The organism is Pseudomonas protegens CHA0, assembly GCF_000397205.1.
Taxonomy (GTDB): domain Bacteria; phylum Pseudomonadota; class Gammaproteobacteria; order Pseudomonadales; family Pseudomonadaceae; genus Aquipseudomonas; species Aquipseudomonas protegens.
Window position 1 is genome coordinate 2,126,020 of the sequence record NC_021237.1, and the last position, 16,216, is coordinate 2,142,235.

At 62.9% G+C, this 16,216-nt stretch carries 10 protein-coding genes and 1 other RNA gene; 8 read left to right on the forward strand and 3 right to left on the reverse strand.

Annotation, left to right across the window (positions count from 1 at the left end):
* Nucleotides 1-74: 74 nt before the first annotated feature.
* Both xdhB and xdhA read right to left on the reverse strand, forming a co-directional pair.
* Nucleotides 75-2,474 carry a xanthine dehydrogenase molybdopterin binding subunit gene (xdhB, locus tag PFLCHA0_RS09640; protein ID WP_015634767.1) on the reverse strand — a complete coding sequence of 800 codons (2,400 nt, stop codon included), beginning with the start codon at nt 2,472-2,474 and terminating at the stop codon, nt 75-77.
* The gene (gene xdhA / locus PFLCHA0_RS09645) at nt 2,467-3,921 is read right to left on the reverse strand and encodes a xanthine dehydrogenase small subunit (RefSeq protein ID WP_015634768.1); all 1,455 of its coding nucleotides are present in this window, start codon (nt 3,919-3,921) and stop codon (nt 2,467-2,469) included. Before xdhA ends, xdhB begins: the two co-directional genes overlap by 8 nt.
* Nucleotides 3,922-4,187: 266 nt before the next feature.
* Here xdhA and PFLCHA0_RS09650 point away from each other — a divergent pair, with 266 nt between their 5' ends.
* The 7 genes from PFLCHA0_RS09650 to PFLCHA0_RS09675 all read left to right on the forward strand — a co-directional run bounded on the left by PFLCHA0_RS09650 (nt 4,188) and on the right by PFLCHA0_RS09675 (nt 14,236).
* Nucleotides 4,188-4,847: a GntR family transcriptional regulator gene (locus PFLCHA0_RS09650; protein ID WP_011060210.1), complete on the forward strand. Its 660-nt coding sequence runs from the start codon at nt 4,188-4,190 to the stop codon at nt 4,845-4,847.
* Nucleotides 4,848-4,849: 2 nt separating this feature from the next.
* The gene (smc, locus tag PFLCHA0_RS09655; protein ID WP_015634769.1) at nt 4,850-8,338 is read left to right on the forward strand and encodes a chromosome segregation protein SMC; all 3,489 of its coding nucleotides are present in this window, start codon (nt 4,850-4,852) and stop codon (nt 8,336-8,338) included.
* 246 nt (nt 8,339-8,584) lie between these two features.
* The gene (zipA, locus tag PFLCHA0_RS09660; protein WP_011060212.1) at nt 8,585-9,439 is read left to right on the forward strand and encodes a cell division protein ZipA; all 855 of its coding nucleotides are present in this window, start codon (nt 8,585-8,587) and stop codon (nt 9,437-9,439) included.
* 125 nt (nt 9,440-9,564) lie between these two features.
* On the forward strand, nt 9,565-11,931 hold the full coding sequence (gene ligA, locus PFLCHA0_RS09665) for an NAD-dependent DNA ligase LigA (protein WP_015634770.1): 2,367 nt from the start codon (nt 9,565-9,567) through the stop codon (nt 11,929-11,931).
* Between the two features lie 120 nt (nt 11,932-12,051).
* Nucleotides 12,052-13,218, forward strand: coding sequence for a zinc-binding metallopeptidase family protein (locus PFLCHA0_RS09670; RefSeq protein WP_015634771.1), 1,167 nt, complete (start codon nt 12,052-12,054; stop codon nt 13,216-13,218).
* Between the two features lie 225 nt (nt 13,219-13,443).
* Nucleotides 13,444-13,540, forward strand: an RNA gene (gene ffs, locus PFLCHA0_RS31110) — signal recognition particle sRNA small type.
* Between the two features lie 192 nt (nt 13,541-13,732).
* Complete coding sequence (locus PFLCHA0_RS09675; RefSeq protein WP_015634772.1) at nt 13,733-14,236, forward strand: GrpB family protein; 504 nt, start codon at nt 13,733-13,735, stop codon at nt 14,234-14,236.
* A gap of 53 nt (nt 14,237-14,289) precedes the next feature.
* On the opposite strand, the gene PFLCHA0_RS09680 is transcribed toward PFLCHA0_RS09675, so the two are convergent.
* On the reverse strand, nt 14,290-15,156 hold the full coding sequence (locus PFLCHA0_RS09680; protein ID WP_011060216.1) for a LysR family transcriptional regulator: 867 nt from the start codon (nt 15,154-15,156) through the stop codon (nt 14,290-14,292).
* A 105-nt stretch (nt 15,157-15,261) separates the two neighbouring features.
* Between PFLCHA0_RS09680 and PFLCHA0_RS09685 the strand changes: the two genes are divergently transcribed.
* Nucleotides 15,262-16,191 (forward strand): DMT family transporter, encoded by a 930-nt coding sequence (locus PFLCHA0_RS09685; RefSeq protein WP_041752046.1) that lies wholly within the window; start codon nt 15,262-15,264, stop codon nt 16,189-16,191.
* The last annotated feature ends 25 nt before the right edge of the window (nt 16,192-16,216 follow it).

A 16,216-nucleotide genomic window follows, 5' to 3' on the forward strand; every position in this document is an offset into this window, starting at 1 on the left:
CATCTTGGTTGTCTGTGTGGGCCTCTTCGTCGGCAAGCCGGCTCCTGCAGGAGCCGGCTTGCCGACGCGGGCCGTTACAGCGGCGCCAGCTCGGCTTGCTGATCCGTGGTCCTGGTCACCTGCAAGCGACGCATCTGCTCGCAGCCCCACAACACTCGCTCCGGTGTCGCCGGCGCATCGATCTGCGGCTGGTGGCGGTAGTCGCCGAGGCTCGCCACCGCATCCTTGATCGCGCACCAGGCGGCGATACCCAGCATGAACGGCGGTTCGCCCACGGCCTTGGAATGGAACACCGTGTCTTCCGGGTTCTTGCGGTTTTCCACCAGCTTGACTCGCAGGTCCAGGGGCATGTCGGCCACTGCCGGGATCTTGTAGCTGGCCGGGCCGCAGGTCTCAAGCTTGCCCTTGGTGTTCCACACCAGTTCCTCGGTGGTCAGCCAGCCCATGCCCTGGATGTAGCCGCCCTCGACCTGGCCGATGTCGATGGCCGGGTTCAGCGAGGCGCCGACGTCATGCAGGATGTCGGTGCGCAGCATCTTGTACTCGCCGGTCAGGGTGTCGACTATCACCTCGGCGCAGGCCGCGCCGAAGGCGAAGTAGTAGAACGGCCGGCCCCGGGCCTGGGCACGGTCGTAGTAGATTTTCGGGGTCTTGTAGAAGCCGGTGCTGGAGAGCGACACCTGGGCAAAATAGGCCTGCTGGATCAGTTCCTCGAAGGTCAGGATATGCTCGCGGACCCGCACGTGGCCGTTGTGGAACTCCACGTCTTCTTCGCTGACCTGATACTTGCGCGCGGCAAATTCCACCAGGCGGTTCTTGATGGTCTGCGCCGCGTTCTGCGCGGCCTTGCCGTTCAGGTCGGCACCACTGGAAGCGGCGGTGGGCGAGGTATTGGGCACCTTGTCGGTATTGGTGGCGGTGATCTGCACCCGGTCGATGTTCACCTGGAACACCTCGGCCACCACTTGCGCCACCTTGATGTTCAGGCCCTGGCCCATTTCGGTGCCGCCGTGGTTCAGGTGGATGCTGCCGTCGGTGTAGACATGGATCAGCGCGCCGGCCTGGTTGAGGAAGCTGGCGGTGAAGGAAATACCGAATTTCACCGGGGTCAGTGCCAGGCCCTTTTTCAGGATCGGGCTGTTGGCGTTGTACAGGCGGATGGCTTCGCGGCGCTCGGCGTACTGGCTGCTGGCTTCCAGTTCGGCGGTCATTTCCTCGAGCATGTTGTGCTCGACGGTCTGGTAGTAGTGGGTGACGTTGCGCTCGGTCTTGCCGTAGTAGTTGGCCTTGCGTACCGCCAGAGGGTCCAGGTGCAGATGGCGGGCGATGGCGTCCATCACCTCCTCGATGGCGACCATGCCCTGCGGGCCACCGAAGCCGCGATAGGCAGTGTTCGACGCAGTGTTGGTCTTGCAGCGGTGGCCGTTGATGGTGGCATCGCCCAGGTAGTACGAGTTGTCGGAGTGGAACATGGCACGGTCGACGATGGATGCCGAGAGGTCCGGTGAACAGCCGCAGTTGCCCGCCAGTTCCAGCTGGATGCCTTGCAGGCGCCCGCTGCTGTCGAAGCCCACGTCGTATTCGACGTAGAAAGGGTGGCGCTTGCCGGTCATCAGCATGTCTTCGACCCGTGGCAGGCGCATCTTGGTCGGCTGGCCGGTCAGGCGTGCCACCACCGCGCACAGGCAGGCGGGGCTGGCGGCCTGGGTTTCCTTGCCGCCGAAGCCGCCGCCCATGCGCCGCATGTCCACCACTATCTTGTTCATCGAGACGTCCAGCACTTCCGCCACCAGCTTCTGCACTTCGGTGGGGTTCTGGGTCGAGCAGTAGACGATCATGCCGCCGTCTTCGGTGGGCATCACCGAGGAGATCTGGGTTTCCAGGTAGAAGTGTTCCTGGCCGCCGATGTGCAGCGTGCCCTGGATGCGGTGCTCGGCACTGGCCAGGGCGCTGGCCGAGTCGCCGCGCTGGTGGGTGTGGCTGTCCAGCACGAAGTGGCGCTTGCGCAGGGCCTCGACCACGTCCAGCACCGGCTCCAGGTCTTCGTATTCGATGATCGCGGCCATGGCCGCCTTGCGCGCGGTTTCCAGGTCCCTGGCGGCCACCGCCAGCACCGGCTGGCCGACGAACTCCACGGTGTCGATGGCCAGCAGCGGGTCGCCGGGCAGCAGCGGGCCGATATCCTTGAGGCCGGGAATGTCCTCGTGGGTAATGGCGATGCGCACGCCTTCGAAGGCGTAGCAGGGGGCGGTGTCGATGCTGATGACCTTGGCGTGGGCCCGATCCGACAGTCGCGCGTAGACGTGCAACTGGTTGGGGAATTCCAGGCGGTCGTCGATGTACACCGCTTCGCCGGACACATGTTTGTCGGCGCTGTCGTGCTTGACGCTGCGGCCGACGCCGCTGGTCAGGTCCTGGTGAAACAGGGCCGTGAGTTCGGCCTGGGTCTTCTCGACCTTGTGATGATTAGACATAAGCGGTCACCCGGGTCTCGATGTGCGGTGCATGCAGTTCGATGAAGTATTTGCGCAGCAGGTTCTGCGCGCTCAGCAGGCGGTATTCCTTGCTGGCGCGAAAATCCGAGAGCGGGGTGAAGTCTTCTGCCAGGGCGGCGCAGGCCCGCTCGATGCTCGATTGATTCCAGGGCGCGCCGATCAGTGCGGCTTCGCAGTTCTTGGCGCGCTTGGGGATCGCCGCCATGCCGCCGAAGGCGATGCGCGCATCGCTGACCACGCCGTTGTCGATGCGCAGGTTGAAAGCCGCGCAGACCGCGGAAATGTCGTCGTCCAGGCGCTTGGAGACCTTGTAGGCGCGGAACAGCCGTTCGGCGCTGGCCCGGGGCACGATGATCTTCTCGATGAACTCGCTTTCCTGGCGGGCGGTGACCCGGTAATCGATGAAATAGTCTTCCAGGGCCAGGGTGCGGCGCACTTCGCCCTTGCACAGGACGATCTGCGCGCCCAGGGCAATCAGCAGCGGCGGCGAGTCGCCGATAGGCGAGGCGTTGCCGATGTTGCCGCCCAGGGTGCCCTGGTTGCGGATCTGCAGCGAGGCGAAGCGCTGCAGCAGTTCGCCGAAGTCCGGGTACTCGGCGCGCAGGGCGTCGTAGCAGTCGGTGAGGGCGGTGGCGGCGCCGATTTCCAGGCGATCGTCGAAGTGCTCGATGCGCTTCATCTGGGCAATGTTGCCGACGTAGATCATCACCGGCAGGGTGCGGTGGAACTGGGTCACCTCCAGGGCCAGGTCGGTGCCGCCGGCCAGCAGCCGGGCTTGCGGGTAGGCGTCATAAAGGTCGGCCAGATCAGCCACCGTCAGCGGCACCAGGCAGCGCTTGTCGCCACTGTTGAGCTCACCGGTGTCCTTGGGCGCAATGGCCTTGAGGCGGCTGATGGTCTCGGCCTGGCGCGCATCGAACTGATCGCTCTGCCCACCACAGCAGGCCTGCTCGGCGGCGGCGAGGATCGGCCGGTAGCCAGTGCAGCGGCACAGGTTGCCGGCCAGGGCTTCATGGGCCTTGTGGGCGTCGGGCTGGCTGCTGTTTTTCTGCAGGGCGAACAGCGACATGACGAAGCCCGGGGTGCAGAAGCCGCACTGCGAGCCGTGGCAGTCGACCATGGCCTGCTGCACGCTGTGCAGTTGCCCCTGGTGCTTGAGGCCTTCGACGCTGATCAGGTGCTTGCCGTGCAGGGAGGAAACGAAGGTCAGGCACGAGTTGAGGCTGCGATAGCGAATGCTTTCGCCGCCTTGCGCATCCGTCTGCAACTCGCCCACCACCACGGTGCAGGCGCCGCAGTCGCCGCTGGCGCAGCCTTCCTTGGTGCCGGGCTTGCCCAGGTGCTCGCGCAGATAGTTGAGCACGGTCAGGTTGGGGTCCAGGGCATGCTCGCTACGGAGTTCCTGGTTGAGTAAAAACTGGATCACGGAAGGCCTCGCAGACTCATTATTGTTGTTAACCGACGTCAGCCGAATTTAGTCATGTCTGACTTTTCGGTCAATGATTTTCTGACTTCAAGGTCAGGAAATTTTCGACTCCAACAATTCAAGTATGAACGGCTATGGAAAATTGCTCGGATCACGGTCAATTTGCTTATTTCGTGCCAAATTCCGCCCCTTGGGCACTCCGCGATGAAGTGGCAATTGCGCTACACTGCGCGGCTTGTGCCGATTAAAGATTTTGAAGGAAAACCATGACGTTCAAGGCGCCGGACAGCCTCGCCGAGCAAATTGCTCACCACCTCGCCGAACGTATCATTCGCGGGGATCTCAAGCCTGGGGAGCGCATTCAGGAACAGAAGGTCACCTTGGCCCTCAATGTCAGCCGTGGTTCGGTCCGCGAGGCCTTGCTGATCCTCGAGCGCCGCCATCTGATCGCCATCTTGCCGCGCCGTGGTGCCCATGTGACCGAGCTCACCGAGCACAAGGTCCGCAGCCTGTGCACGCTGATGAGCGAGCTGTACATCCTGCTGGGCAACTCGGTGGCCAGCGGCTGGACACAGCAGAGCGACATGACGCCATTCCTGCAGATCCAGCAGCGCCTGGAGAGTGCCTACGAACGCCAGGACATCCGCGCCTTCGTCGAAGACAGCTTCAGCGTGATGCGCGCGGCTTATCCGTTCGCCAACAACCCCTACCTGCAGGAGACTGTCGAGAACCTGCAGCCGGCCATGAGCCGCGCCTATTACCTGGCGCTGGACCAGCGCAAGGCATCCATGAGCGAGTACCTGGCGTTGTTCGAGCAACTGCTGGCCGCGGTATTGGCCCGTGACCTGGTGCAGATCCGCCAGGTGCTGACGGCCTACGCCGAGCGCAGCAGCGATCTGGTGGTATCTGCGTTGGCGGATGCGTAAACGTGCGACTCAAGTGCATCAAGCTGGCGGGGTTCAAGTCCTTCGTCGATCCGACTACGGTGAACTTCCCCAGTAACATGGCGGCGGTGGTCGGGCCCAATGGCTGCGGCAAGTCGAACATCATCGACGCCGTGCGCTGGGTCATGGGCGAAAGTTCGGCGAAGAACCTGCGCGGCGAGTCGATGACCGACGTCATCTTCAATGGCTCCACCAGCCGCAAGCCGGTGAGCCAAGCCAGCATCGAACTGGTGTTCGACAACTCCGATGGCACCCTGGTGGGTGAGTACGCCGCCTATGCGGAAATTTCCATTCGCCGCAAGGTGACCCGCGACAGCCAGAACAGTTATTTCCTCAACGGCGCCAAATGTCGCCGTCGGGATATCACCGACATCTTCCTCGGCACCGGCCTGGGGTCACGCAGCTACTCGATCATCGAGCAGGGCATGATCTCCAAGCTGATCGAAGCCAAGCCCGAGGATTTGCGCAACTTCATCGAGGAAGCCGCGGGCATCTCCAAGTACAAGGAGCGCCGGCGCGAGACGGAAAACCGCATCCGCCGCACTCACGAGAACCTCGCCCGCCTGACCGACCTGCGCGAAGAGCTGGAGCGTCAGCTCGAACGCTTGCATCGCCAGGCCCAGGCCGCCGAGAAGTATCAGGAGTACAAGGCCGAGGAGCGCCAGCTCAAGGCGCAACTGTCGGCCCTGCGCTGGCAGGCCCTGAATGAGCAGGTGGGCCAGCGCGAGTCGGTGATCGGTAGCCAGGAAGTCAGCTTCGAGGCCCTGGTGGCCGAGCAGCGCAACGCCGATGCCGCCATCGAACGCTTTCGCGACGGGCACCACGAGCTCTCCGAACGCTTCAATCTGGTGCAGGGGCGCTTCTATTCGGTGGGCGGTGACATCGCCCGGGTCGAGCAGAGCATCCAGCATGGCCAGCAGCGCCTGCGGCAGTTGCAGGACGACCTCAAGGAAGCCGAGCGCGCGCGCCTGGAAACCGAGTCGCACCTGGGGCACGACCGCACCTTGCTGGCGACCCTGGGGGAAGAGCTGGCCATGCTCGAACCCGAGCAGGAAGTCACCGCCGCCGCAGCCGAAGAAGCCGCCGCGACCCTGGAAGAAGCCGAAACCACCATGCACGGCTGGCAGGAGCAGTGGGACGCCTTCAACCTGAGTTCCGCGGAACCGCGGCGCCAGGCGGAAGTGCAGCAGTCACGCATCCAGCAGCTCGAAGGCAGCATGGAGCGGCTGTCCGAGCGCCAGCGGCGTCTGGGGGAGGAGCGCGAGTTGCTTTCGGCCGACCCGGAAGACGCTGCGATCCTCGAACTCAACGAACAACTGGCCGCCAGTGAGGCGACCCTGGAAGACCTGCAAGCCAGCGAGGAGTCTCAGGTCGAGCGCCTGGAACAACTGCGCCAGCAATTGCAGCAGGCGACCCAGGCACAGCAGCAGGCCCAGGGTGAATTGCAGCGCCTCAATGGCCGGCTGGCCTCCCTGGAAGCCTTGCAGCAGGCCGCGCTGGACCCCGCTACTGGCACCGCCGAGTGGTTGCGTGAGCAGCAGTTGGCCGAGCGTCCGCGCCTGGCCGATGGCATGCATGTGGAAGCGGGCTGGGAGCTGGCGGTGGAAACCGTGCTTGGCGCGGATCTGCAGGCGGTGCTGGTGGACGATTTTACCGGTCTTGACCTCGCGGGTTTCCAGCAAGGCGATCTGCGCCTGCTGAGCCAGCAAGGCGATGCAATGCGCATCCCCGGCAGCCTGCTGGACAAGGTGGAATCCACGGTGGATCTGTCGCCTTGGCTGGGTCAGGTCAAACCGGTGGAAAACCTCGAACAGGCCCTGGCCTTGCGTGGGCAACTGGCTGCCGGACAGAGCCTGATCAGCCGCGATGGCTACTGGGTCGGCCGGCATTTTTTGCGGGTGCGCCGAGCCAGCGAAGCGGAAAGCGGCGTGCTGGCCCGGGGTCAGGAAATCCAGCAATTGACCCAGGAGCGCGATGAGCGCGAAGCCAGTGTCGAGGCCCTGGAAAGCCAGTTGCTCAACCTGCGGGCCCAGCAGCGCCAGCAGGAGAACGGTCGCGAGCATCTGCGCCGTCTGCTGCAGGACGAAGCCCGCCAGCAAGGTGAGCTGAAGGCCAAGCTGTCTGCCGGCAAGGCCAAGGCCGAACAACTGACCTTGCGGCGTACCCGTCTCGATGAAGAGCTGGTGGAGCTTGGCGAACAGCGCGAGCTGGAACACGAACAGATTGGGGAGGCGCGCCTGCAATTGCAGGACGCTCTCGACAGCATGGCCCTGGACACCGAGCAGCGTGAGCTGCTGCTGGCCCAGCGCGACAGCCTGCGCGAGCGTCTTGACCGGGTGCGCCAGGAAGCGCGCCAGCACAAGGATCACGCCCACCAGTTGGCAGTGCGCATGGGCTCGCTCAAGGCCCAGCACGATTCCACCCGGCAGGCTCTGGAGCGTCTGGAGCTGCAATCCGAGCGTCTGACCGAGAAGCGCGAACAACTCAGCCTCAACCTGGAAGAAGGCGAGGCGCCATTGGAAGAGTTGCGCCTGAAGCTCGAAGAGCTGCTGGAAAAGCGCATGACCGTGGATGTGGAGCTCAAGACCGCGCAGATCGCCCTGGAAGATGCCGACCGCGAACTGCGCGATGCCGAGAAGCGCCGCAACCAGGCCGAGCAGCAGTCGCAGTTGATTCGTGGCCAGTTGGAGCAGCAGCGCATGGAATGGCAAGCCCTGACCGTGCGCCGCAAGACCTTGCAGGAGCAACTGCTGGCCGACGGCTACGACCTGGACGGCGTGCTGGCGACCCTGACCGCAGAAGCCAGCGAGCAGGCCGCCGAAGAAGAGCTGGAACGGATTGCCGCACGGATCCAGCGCCTGGGCGCAATCAACCTGGCGGCCATCGACGAGTATCAGCAGCAGTCCGAGCGCAAGCGCTATCTGGATGCCCAGGACGCCGACCTGGTGGAGGCATTGGAAACCCTGGAGAACGTGATCCGCAAGATCGACAAGGAAACCCGTAATCGATTCAAAGATACATTTGATCAGATCAACGGTGGTTTGCAGGCACTCTTTCCAAAAGTTTTCGGTGGCGGCAGCGCTTATTTGGAACTGACGGGCGAAGATCTACTCGATACAGGGGTAACGATCATGGCGCGTCCTCCGGGCAAGAAGAACAGCACCATTCATTTGCTCTCCGGTGGCGAAAAGGCATTGACCGCATTGGCCCTGGTATTTGCCATCTTCAAGTTGAACCCGGCGCCGTTCTGCATGCTCGACGAAGTTGACGCACCGCTGGATGACGCTAACGTTGGACGCTACGCGAGATTGGTTAAAGAGATGTCGCAGACCGTGCAGTTCATCTATATCACCCACAACAAGATCGCCATGGAAATGGCTGATCAGTTGATGGGGGTAACGATGCACGAACCCGGTTGTTCGCGCCTGGTAGCCGTGGATGTCGAGGAGGCGATGGCGATGGTGGACGCTTGAGTCCGGGCGACTGAGGCGACTGTAGGGGGGATTTTTCCCATTACCCAGCTGGCCAATCGATATATTGGCCCTAGCCGTTGCGACAGACGGTGTAAAGTTGCCTTTGGTCGTGCTAGTTTAATGTCAATTTTTCCTATGCGTGGGCAAAACGCCATTCAGAACATAGAGTTGGCGCCACGTTTTAAAGCGGTTTGCAGATTGTAAACCCCTTATTTTTCAGCATTTTTTATAGAGGCACGGGATTACATGGAAATCGGTCTGCGCGAGTGGCTGATCGTCATCGGCATTATTGTTATCGCCGGTATTCTTTTTGATGGCTGGCGGCGTATGCGCGGCGGCAAGGGGAAGTTGAAGTTCCGTCTTGATCGAAGTCTTTCCAATCTGCCGGACGATGAAGGCAGTGCCGAGCTGTTGGGCCCGCCCCGCGTTCTGGATACCCATAAAGAGCCGCAGTTGGACGAGCATGACCTGCCGTCGGTCAGCATGCCTGCCCGCGAACCGCGGGAAAGCTCTTCGTCCAAGCGCGGCAAGCGCGGTGGCGAGCCGCATCAGGGCGACCTCAACCTGGACCTGGATCTGGACAGTGGCCCGAGCTTCAGCAGCCGCGACGATGATTTCCCGGTTGAGGAAAGCAAGTCCGCGAGCCACAGCGACAAGGACCAGCCGCAAGCCGAAGAAGTGCTGGTGATCAGCGTGATCTGCCGCGACGCTGCCGGCTTCAAGGGGCCGGCCCTGTTGCAGAACATCCTGGAAAGCGGCCTGCGTTTTGGCGAGATGGATATTTTCCACCGCCACGAAAGCATGGCTGGCAACGGCGAGGTGCTGTTCTCCATGGCCAACGCGGTCAAGCCGGGCGTGTTCGACCTGGACGATATCGACCACTTCAGCACCCCGGCTGTCAGCTTCTTCCTCGGCCTGCCGGGCCCGCGTCACCCCAAGCAAGCCTTCGACGTGATGGTGGCGGCGGCGCGCAAGTTGTCTCAGGAGCTCAATGGCGAGCTCAAGGACGATCAACGCAGCGTCCTGACTGCCCAGACCATCGAACACTACCGCCAGCGCATCGTCGAATTCGAACGCCGCGCCCTGACCCAAAAGCGCTAAGCTCCTGAAGCCAGCCCCTCCATGTAGGGGCTGGCTTGTACAGGAACTGGCTTGCCAGCGAAGCCCTTGCCCCAATCTTCAGATCGAGCAGCCTAGGCTGCTCTTTTGCTTTGTGAGAGAACCCCATGACCGCCGCCGAAACCCGCATTCTTGAGCTGCGCGCTGAGCTGGACCAGCACAACTACCGCTACCACGTACTGGATGAACCCAGCATCCCGGATGCGGAATACGACCGGCTGTTCCGTGAGCTCAAGGCCCTGGAAGCCGAGCACCCTGAACTGGTGACCAGCGATTCGCCAACCCAGCGTGTCGGCAGCGCAGCGCTTTCGGCCTTCACCCAGGTGCGTCATGAAATCCCCATGCTCAGCCTCGGCAACGCTTTCGAGGAAGTCGACATGCGCGAGTTCGATCGCCGGGTCAACGAAGGCCTGGACCTGCCGGCCGGTGATCTGTTCGGTGGCGGCGCGGCGGTGGAGTACAGCTGCGAGCCCAAGCTCGATGGCCTGGCAGTCAGCCTGCTGTACCAGGATGGCGTACTGGTACGCGGCGCCACCCGTGGCGATGGCACCACCGGTGAAGACATCAGCGTCAATGTGCGTACCGTGCGCAACATTCCCCTCAAGCTGCAAGGCAGTGGCTGGCCGGCAACCCTGGAAGTGCGCGGTGAAGTGTTCATGTCCAAGGCCGGCTTCGAGCGCCTGAACGCTGCGCAACTGGAAGCGGGCGGCAAGACTTTCGCCAACCCGCGCAACGCAGCGGCGGGCAGCCTGCGCCAGCTGGATTCGAAGATCACCGCCAGTCGGCCCCTGGAGTTCTGCTGCTATGGCCTGGGCCAGGTCAGCGCGGACATCGCCGACACCCATATCGGCAACCTTGAACGGTTGAAGCAGTGGGGCATGCCCATCAGTCGTGAACTGCGGCTGGCCAAGGGCATCGACGAATGCCTGGACTACTACCGCGAGATCGGCGAGCGGCGCAATGCGTTGCCTTATGAGATCGACGGCGTGGTGTTCAAGGTCAACAGCATCGCCTCCCAGCGGGAACTGGGTTTCCGTGCCCGGGAACCGCGCTGGGCCATCGCCCACAAGTTTCCGGCCATGGAAGAACTCACCGAGTTGCTGGACGTGGAGTTCCAGGTCGGTCGTACCGGTGCCGTGACGCCGGTGGCGCGCTTGCAGCCGGTCAAGGTGGCTGGGGTCACTGTATCCAACGCTACTTTGCACAACATGGATGAAGTGGCGCGCCTGGGCTTGATGATCGGTGACACGGTGATCATCCGCCGTGCCGGCGACGTGATTCCGCAAGTGGTGCAAGTGGTGACCGAGCGTCGTCCGGAGAACGCCCGCCCGGTGCAGATCCCCGAGAGCTGCCCGGTCTGTGGTTCCCACGTAGAGCGCACGCAACTGGTCAAGCGCAGCAAGGGCCGGGAAACCGTCAGCGAAGGTGCGGTGTATCGCTGCGTTGGCCGGCTGGCCTGCGGGGCCCAGCTCAAGCAGGCGATCATCCATTTTGTGTCCCGTCGTGCCATGGATATCGAAGGCCTGGGGGACAAGACCATCGAACAGTTGGTGGACGAGAACCTTATTGCCTCGCCGGCTGATCTCTACAGGCTCAAATACGAGCAGATCATCGACCTGGAAGGCTTTGCCGAGGTGTCCAGCAACAAACTGCTCAAGGCCATCGAAGACAGCAAGCGTCCGGCCCTGGCGCGCTTCATCTATGCCCTGGGTATCCCGGATGTCGGCGAGGAAACCGCCAAGGTCCTGGCGCGCTCCCTGGGCAGCCTGGAACGGGTTCAGCAGGCACTGCCGCAAGTGCTGACCTATCTGCCGGATGTCGGTCTGGAAGTGGCTCACGAAATCCACAGCTTCTTTGAGGACAGTCATAACCAGGAAGTCATCGGTTCCCTGCTGGCGGCAGATCAATGCGGCCTGGTACTGCAGGATCAGGGCGAACTGGGCGCCGAATTCGCCGCCAGCACCACCCTGGGCGGCATGCTCGACAAGCTCAACATCCCTTCAGTAGGCCCGGGCGCCGCGCAGAAACTGGCGGACAAGTTCGGCTCACTGCAAGGCGTGATCGAGGCCGACTGGCTGGACATGCGCCAGGCGCTGCCGGAGAAGCAGGCCAAGGCGGTGCGTGAATTCTTCGACAACCCGGCCAATGCACAACTGGCCCAGGCCATCGAGCAGCAGCTGCAGGCCTTTGGCATGCATTGGCAAAGCGAGAAGAAGGTGGTTGCGGGCCTGTCGCTGGCGGGGCAGACCTGGGTGCTTACGGGCTCCCTGGAACTGATGAGCCGCGACGTGGCCAAGGACAAGCTGGAAAGCCTTGGTGCCAAGGTGGCGGGTTCGGTCTCGGCGAAGACTCACTGCGTGGTGGCCGGCCCCGGCGCCGGTTCCAAACTGGCCAAGGCCAACGAACTGGGGCTCAAGGTGCTGGACGAAGAAGCCTTCGTGGCTTTCCTGACCGAGCACGGCGTCCCGACCTGACCTGTAGCCGCTGCCGTGCCTTCGGGTGCGCCTCGTCGCCAGCGGCGCAGTGGTACGAATCTTGGAACCCCACAGGCTTGCCCATGATCTAGTCTTGGCAAGCCCCAGGGAGGATTCGCCATGTACCGCTTCTTCGAGCAGCTCAGTTCCCGGATCGCCGCACCCTTCGTCGGCGACCGTTCACGTAATAGCAAACTCTGGTCCTGCCGCTGCGGGCAATCGCTGTTCTTTCGCAACAGCCAGTGCCTGGCCTGTTCGGCACTGCTTGGCTACGCACCACACCTGGGGCTGCTGTCTTCCCTGCAGCCCGGGCCGGCGGGCGATACCTGGGTGCTGGATGCCAAGCCCGAAGCCGGCGCCTTCAGGCGTTGCGCCAACCTCGATACCCCGGCAGCCTGCAACTGGCTGCTGCCGGCGCATCTGACCGACAGCCTGTGCGTGGCCTGCAAGCTCAATCGCACCATTCCCGACCTGTCCATAGCCGAGAACCCGGAGCGCTGGCGCAAGGTGGAAATTGCCAAGCGCCGGCTGGTAGCGCAATTGCTTGACCTGGGGTTGCAGGTGATCCCCAAGGGCGAAGATGAGCAGGCCGGGCTGGCCTTTGATTTCATCGGTGTCGATCTGGAGGGCAGGGCGCCGGTTACCGGGCATGCCAACGGCCTCATTACGCTGGATATCAAGGAAGCCGACGACGCCCACCGGGAAAAGATCCGGGCCCAGATGCATGAGCCTTACCGCACCCTGCTCGGGCATTTCCGTCACGAAGTGGGGCATTACTACTGGGACCGGTTGATAGCCAACAGCCCCTGGCTGGAAGCCTTTCGCAGCCTCTTCGGCGATGAACGCTACAGCTACGCGCAAGCTCTGGAGCGGCACTACCAGAAGGGCGCGCCGGCTGGCTGGCAGCAAAGCCATGTCAGCGCCTACGCCACCATGCACCCCTGGGAAGACTGGGCGGAGACCTGGGCTCACTACCTGCACATGGTGGACGCAGTGGACACCGCCTTGGGTTTCGGCATGAGCGCCCGGGACGTCGACCTCGACTACCAGCCGTTTCCCTTGAGCAGCCTCTATGATCCGCAGCATCCAGGCGGGCCGGCGTTCCTGGCTTTCGTCAACGCCTGGATCGAACTGGCGGGCATGCTCAACGAACTGTCCCGCAGCATGGGCCAACCGGATTTCTACCCCTTCATCCTGCCGCCCGCGGTGATTGCCAAATTGCATTTCATCCACCTGGTGATCCAGCAGGAAGGCGGCCGCGCCGACGAAGTCCTGTTCCTGGACTGATCCTCTCCGTCCTGTAGGGGCGAGCTTGCTCGCGAAGGCCCCAGCGCGATTTCCCTGATGCACCGCGATGCCTGTTTCGCCAGCAAGTTCGCCCCCACGGCAGGTGGGCCACGGCCAAGTGCTTGAAGCCCATCGAATTTTAATCTGCAGCCAGCGGTTGTAAGTTCGACTCAGATAGGTACAATGGCGCGGCTCGCCGTCAGGCGAGCGTCGTTATGGTGACCCCATCGGTCCCCCCGCAACGATTACCCGTGAACCTGGTCAGAGCCGGAAGGCAGCAGCCACAGCGGGAACATTGTGTGCCGGGGTGTGGCTGGTGGGGTTGCCTCCATAACGCTCCTCGTTGGTCCTCAACGAGATGAATCAAAATTCCTGCCAACCTTCGAGCTCGTGCAGCATTTCTGTTGACGTGCCGTTGTCGTGCGCCTTGTTTGTGGTTCGCCAATCCCTGTGTCCTGTTGGCCCGGGCGGCGGGCTCCTGGAATATCCAACGCCTTTGAATCAAGGAGTGGTCATGGCGCTAACCAGTAAGATCTCCCTCTATGACGATCGTTGGCCTGCGGCATTTGCAGGGGAGAAGGCGCGCATAGCCAAAGGCTTCGGTTGCGAGCTGATGGATATTCATCACGTGGGGAGCACTGCTGTTCCAGGATTGGCGGCCAAGCCGGAAATCGATCTGCTGGTGGTGGTCGCGGAGCAGGTGGATGAAGCCGCGCGCAATGCCTTCATGGCGACCCTGGGGTATGTCCGGGGTAGCAATCTGTCCCCCGGGCATCATTTTTACCGTCGCGATGTAGAGGGTATACGCACCCACAAGGTGCATGTCTGTGTCGCCGGTCATGAGCAGGTGGGGCGCATGCTGCGCTTTCGCGATCTGTTGCGTCAGGACAGCGGCATCCGCCAACAGTATCAGGATCTGAAGTTTCGGCTTGAGGCCAGCAATCGCGAGGGCATTGGCGAGTACCTTGCGCAGAAGGCCCCCTTTATCGACGCCCTGATGGGGGCTCAGTCATCGTGACTGCCTCGTTGTGCCCAAATGCTCGGTGTTGCCTGCAAGGTTGCTGCGGGCTGTCAGGCCCCCAGCTGCTCCCTCAGCAACTGCGCAAAGGCGTCCCTGGCGCCATGGTGTTGTACATCCTTGTGCCAGACAAAACGGTTATCCACCGGTAGCAGGTCGTCGAAGCGCTGCACGCTCAGGTTGGCCGATTGCGAATAGCGCTCCAGCACCCCTTCCGGTATCAGCGAGACCCCGGCCCCCACGCTGACGCAGCCGATGATGGTGCCCCAGCTGGCATAGCCGGTGATGGGCAGGTTCAGACCGTGCCTGCCCAACCAGTTTTCCAGGGCGCGGCGATAGGGGCAGCCCGGCGGCCACATGAACAGGTTGTGGTGCTGCAAGTCGCTGGCGCTGCGGATAGGGGCGCTGTTTCCGCTGGAGATCAGCACCAGGGGTTCGTGGTAGAGCACGGTCTGTTGCAGTTTGGCCGGCAGGCTGTCGATGGCCACCAGGGCGCCGTCGATGCGTTGGTGCAGCAGCTCTTCAAAGAGTTGCGACCAGGTTCCGGTCACCAGCTCCACGCTCACCTTCGGATAGCGCTTGTGGTATTGCGCCAGCAGGGGAGGCAGGCGCCCACCGGCGCATGACTCGATCGAGCCCAGGCGCAACAGGCCGCTGGGTTCGGCCTGGTTGTCCACTGCACGTTTGGCTTCATCCACCAGGGCCAGGATGCGTTCACTGTAGCCGAGGAAGATTTCCCCGGCGGGGCTGATCCGCAGGCCGCGCCCGACCCGGGTAAACAGCTCGGTGCCCAGCTCGCCTTCCAGCTGCTTGAGGCGGTTGGTGATATTGGACGGCACGCAATGCAGTTGCTCGGCCGCTCGGGCAATGCTGCCGGTGCGGGCCACGGCCTTCACCATTTTCAGTTGGGTCAGTTCCATTGCTCATTTCCAGTGAGGAATAACCTCAGTATCGGTTAATTGTGGTGAGTTGTGCAGGGCGGGACACTGCAGGTCCTCTTCTTGCCTCTGGATATCTGTGTCGTGATGCTCTCGCCCCTGTTCAAGCTGGTGCTGGCCACCGCTGCGGTGATTCTGTGTTGGGCCTATTCGCCGGTGGGCATCCATATCGGCCTGGAGGGCTACAGCCCCGGGCACCTGGCCTTGCTGCGGTTCCTGATTGCCTCGCTGTTCATGGCCGCAATGGCGCTGGTGCTGAAGATCTCCCTGCCGCGCTGGCGCGACCTGCCCTGGTTGCTGGTACTGGGTTTCTTCGCCATCGCTTTTCATCACGTCAGCCTCAACTACGGCCAGCAAGGGCTGAGCGCCGGAGCATCCAGCGTGCTGGCGCAGTCCGCGCCGATCTTCAGCACGCTGATCGCGTTTTTCTGGCTCAGGGAGCCGGTCAGTGGCTGGCGTTGGCTTTGTGTGGTGATCGGGCTGTTGGGGGCGGTGCTGGTGGTGGCCGGTGACAAGGGCCTGGGGGCGATCGAGCCGCGAGGGCTGCTGGTGCTTCTGGCGGCGTTTTCCTGGGGGCTGTACTTCGTCTTGCAGCGGCGCTTTTCCGGGCGTTATGGGGTGTTGACCACTGTCTGCTACATGGTCTGGGGCGGTACGCTACTGCTCTTGGTGTATGCCCCCGGGCTGACGCAGGCGGTGGCCCAGGCATCACTACGGGTGAACCTGGCGGTGCTATTGCTGGGGCTGTTTCCCAGTGCATTGGCTTACCTGGCCTGGGCCTATGTGCTGGCACGGGTCGAGGTCAGCCGCGCGTCGATCGCCATGTACCTGATTCCGCCGGTGGCGATGCTGCTGGCCGCGACGGTGCTGGGCGAAACTCTGCAGTCCAGCGTGGTGCTGGGGGCGGCGGTGGTGCTGGGTAGCGTGATGGCGATGCAATTGGACGGGCGTTGGCGGTGGCGCCGGCGCTTGTCGGCGACACCTGCCAATGAGGTGCCTGCCGGGCAAGGCCGCTAGTGCCGGCCTTGCAAGTGCCAGCGCC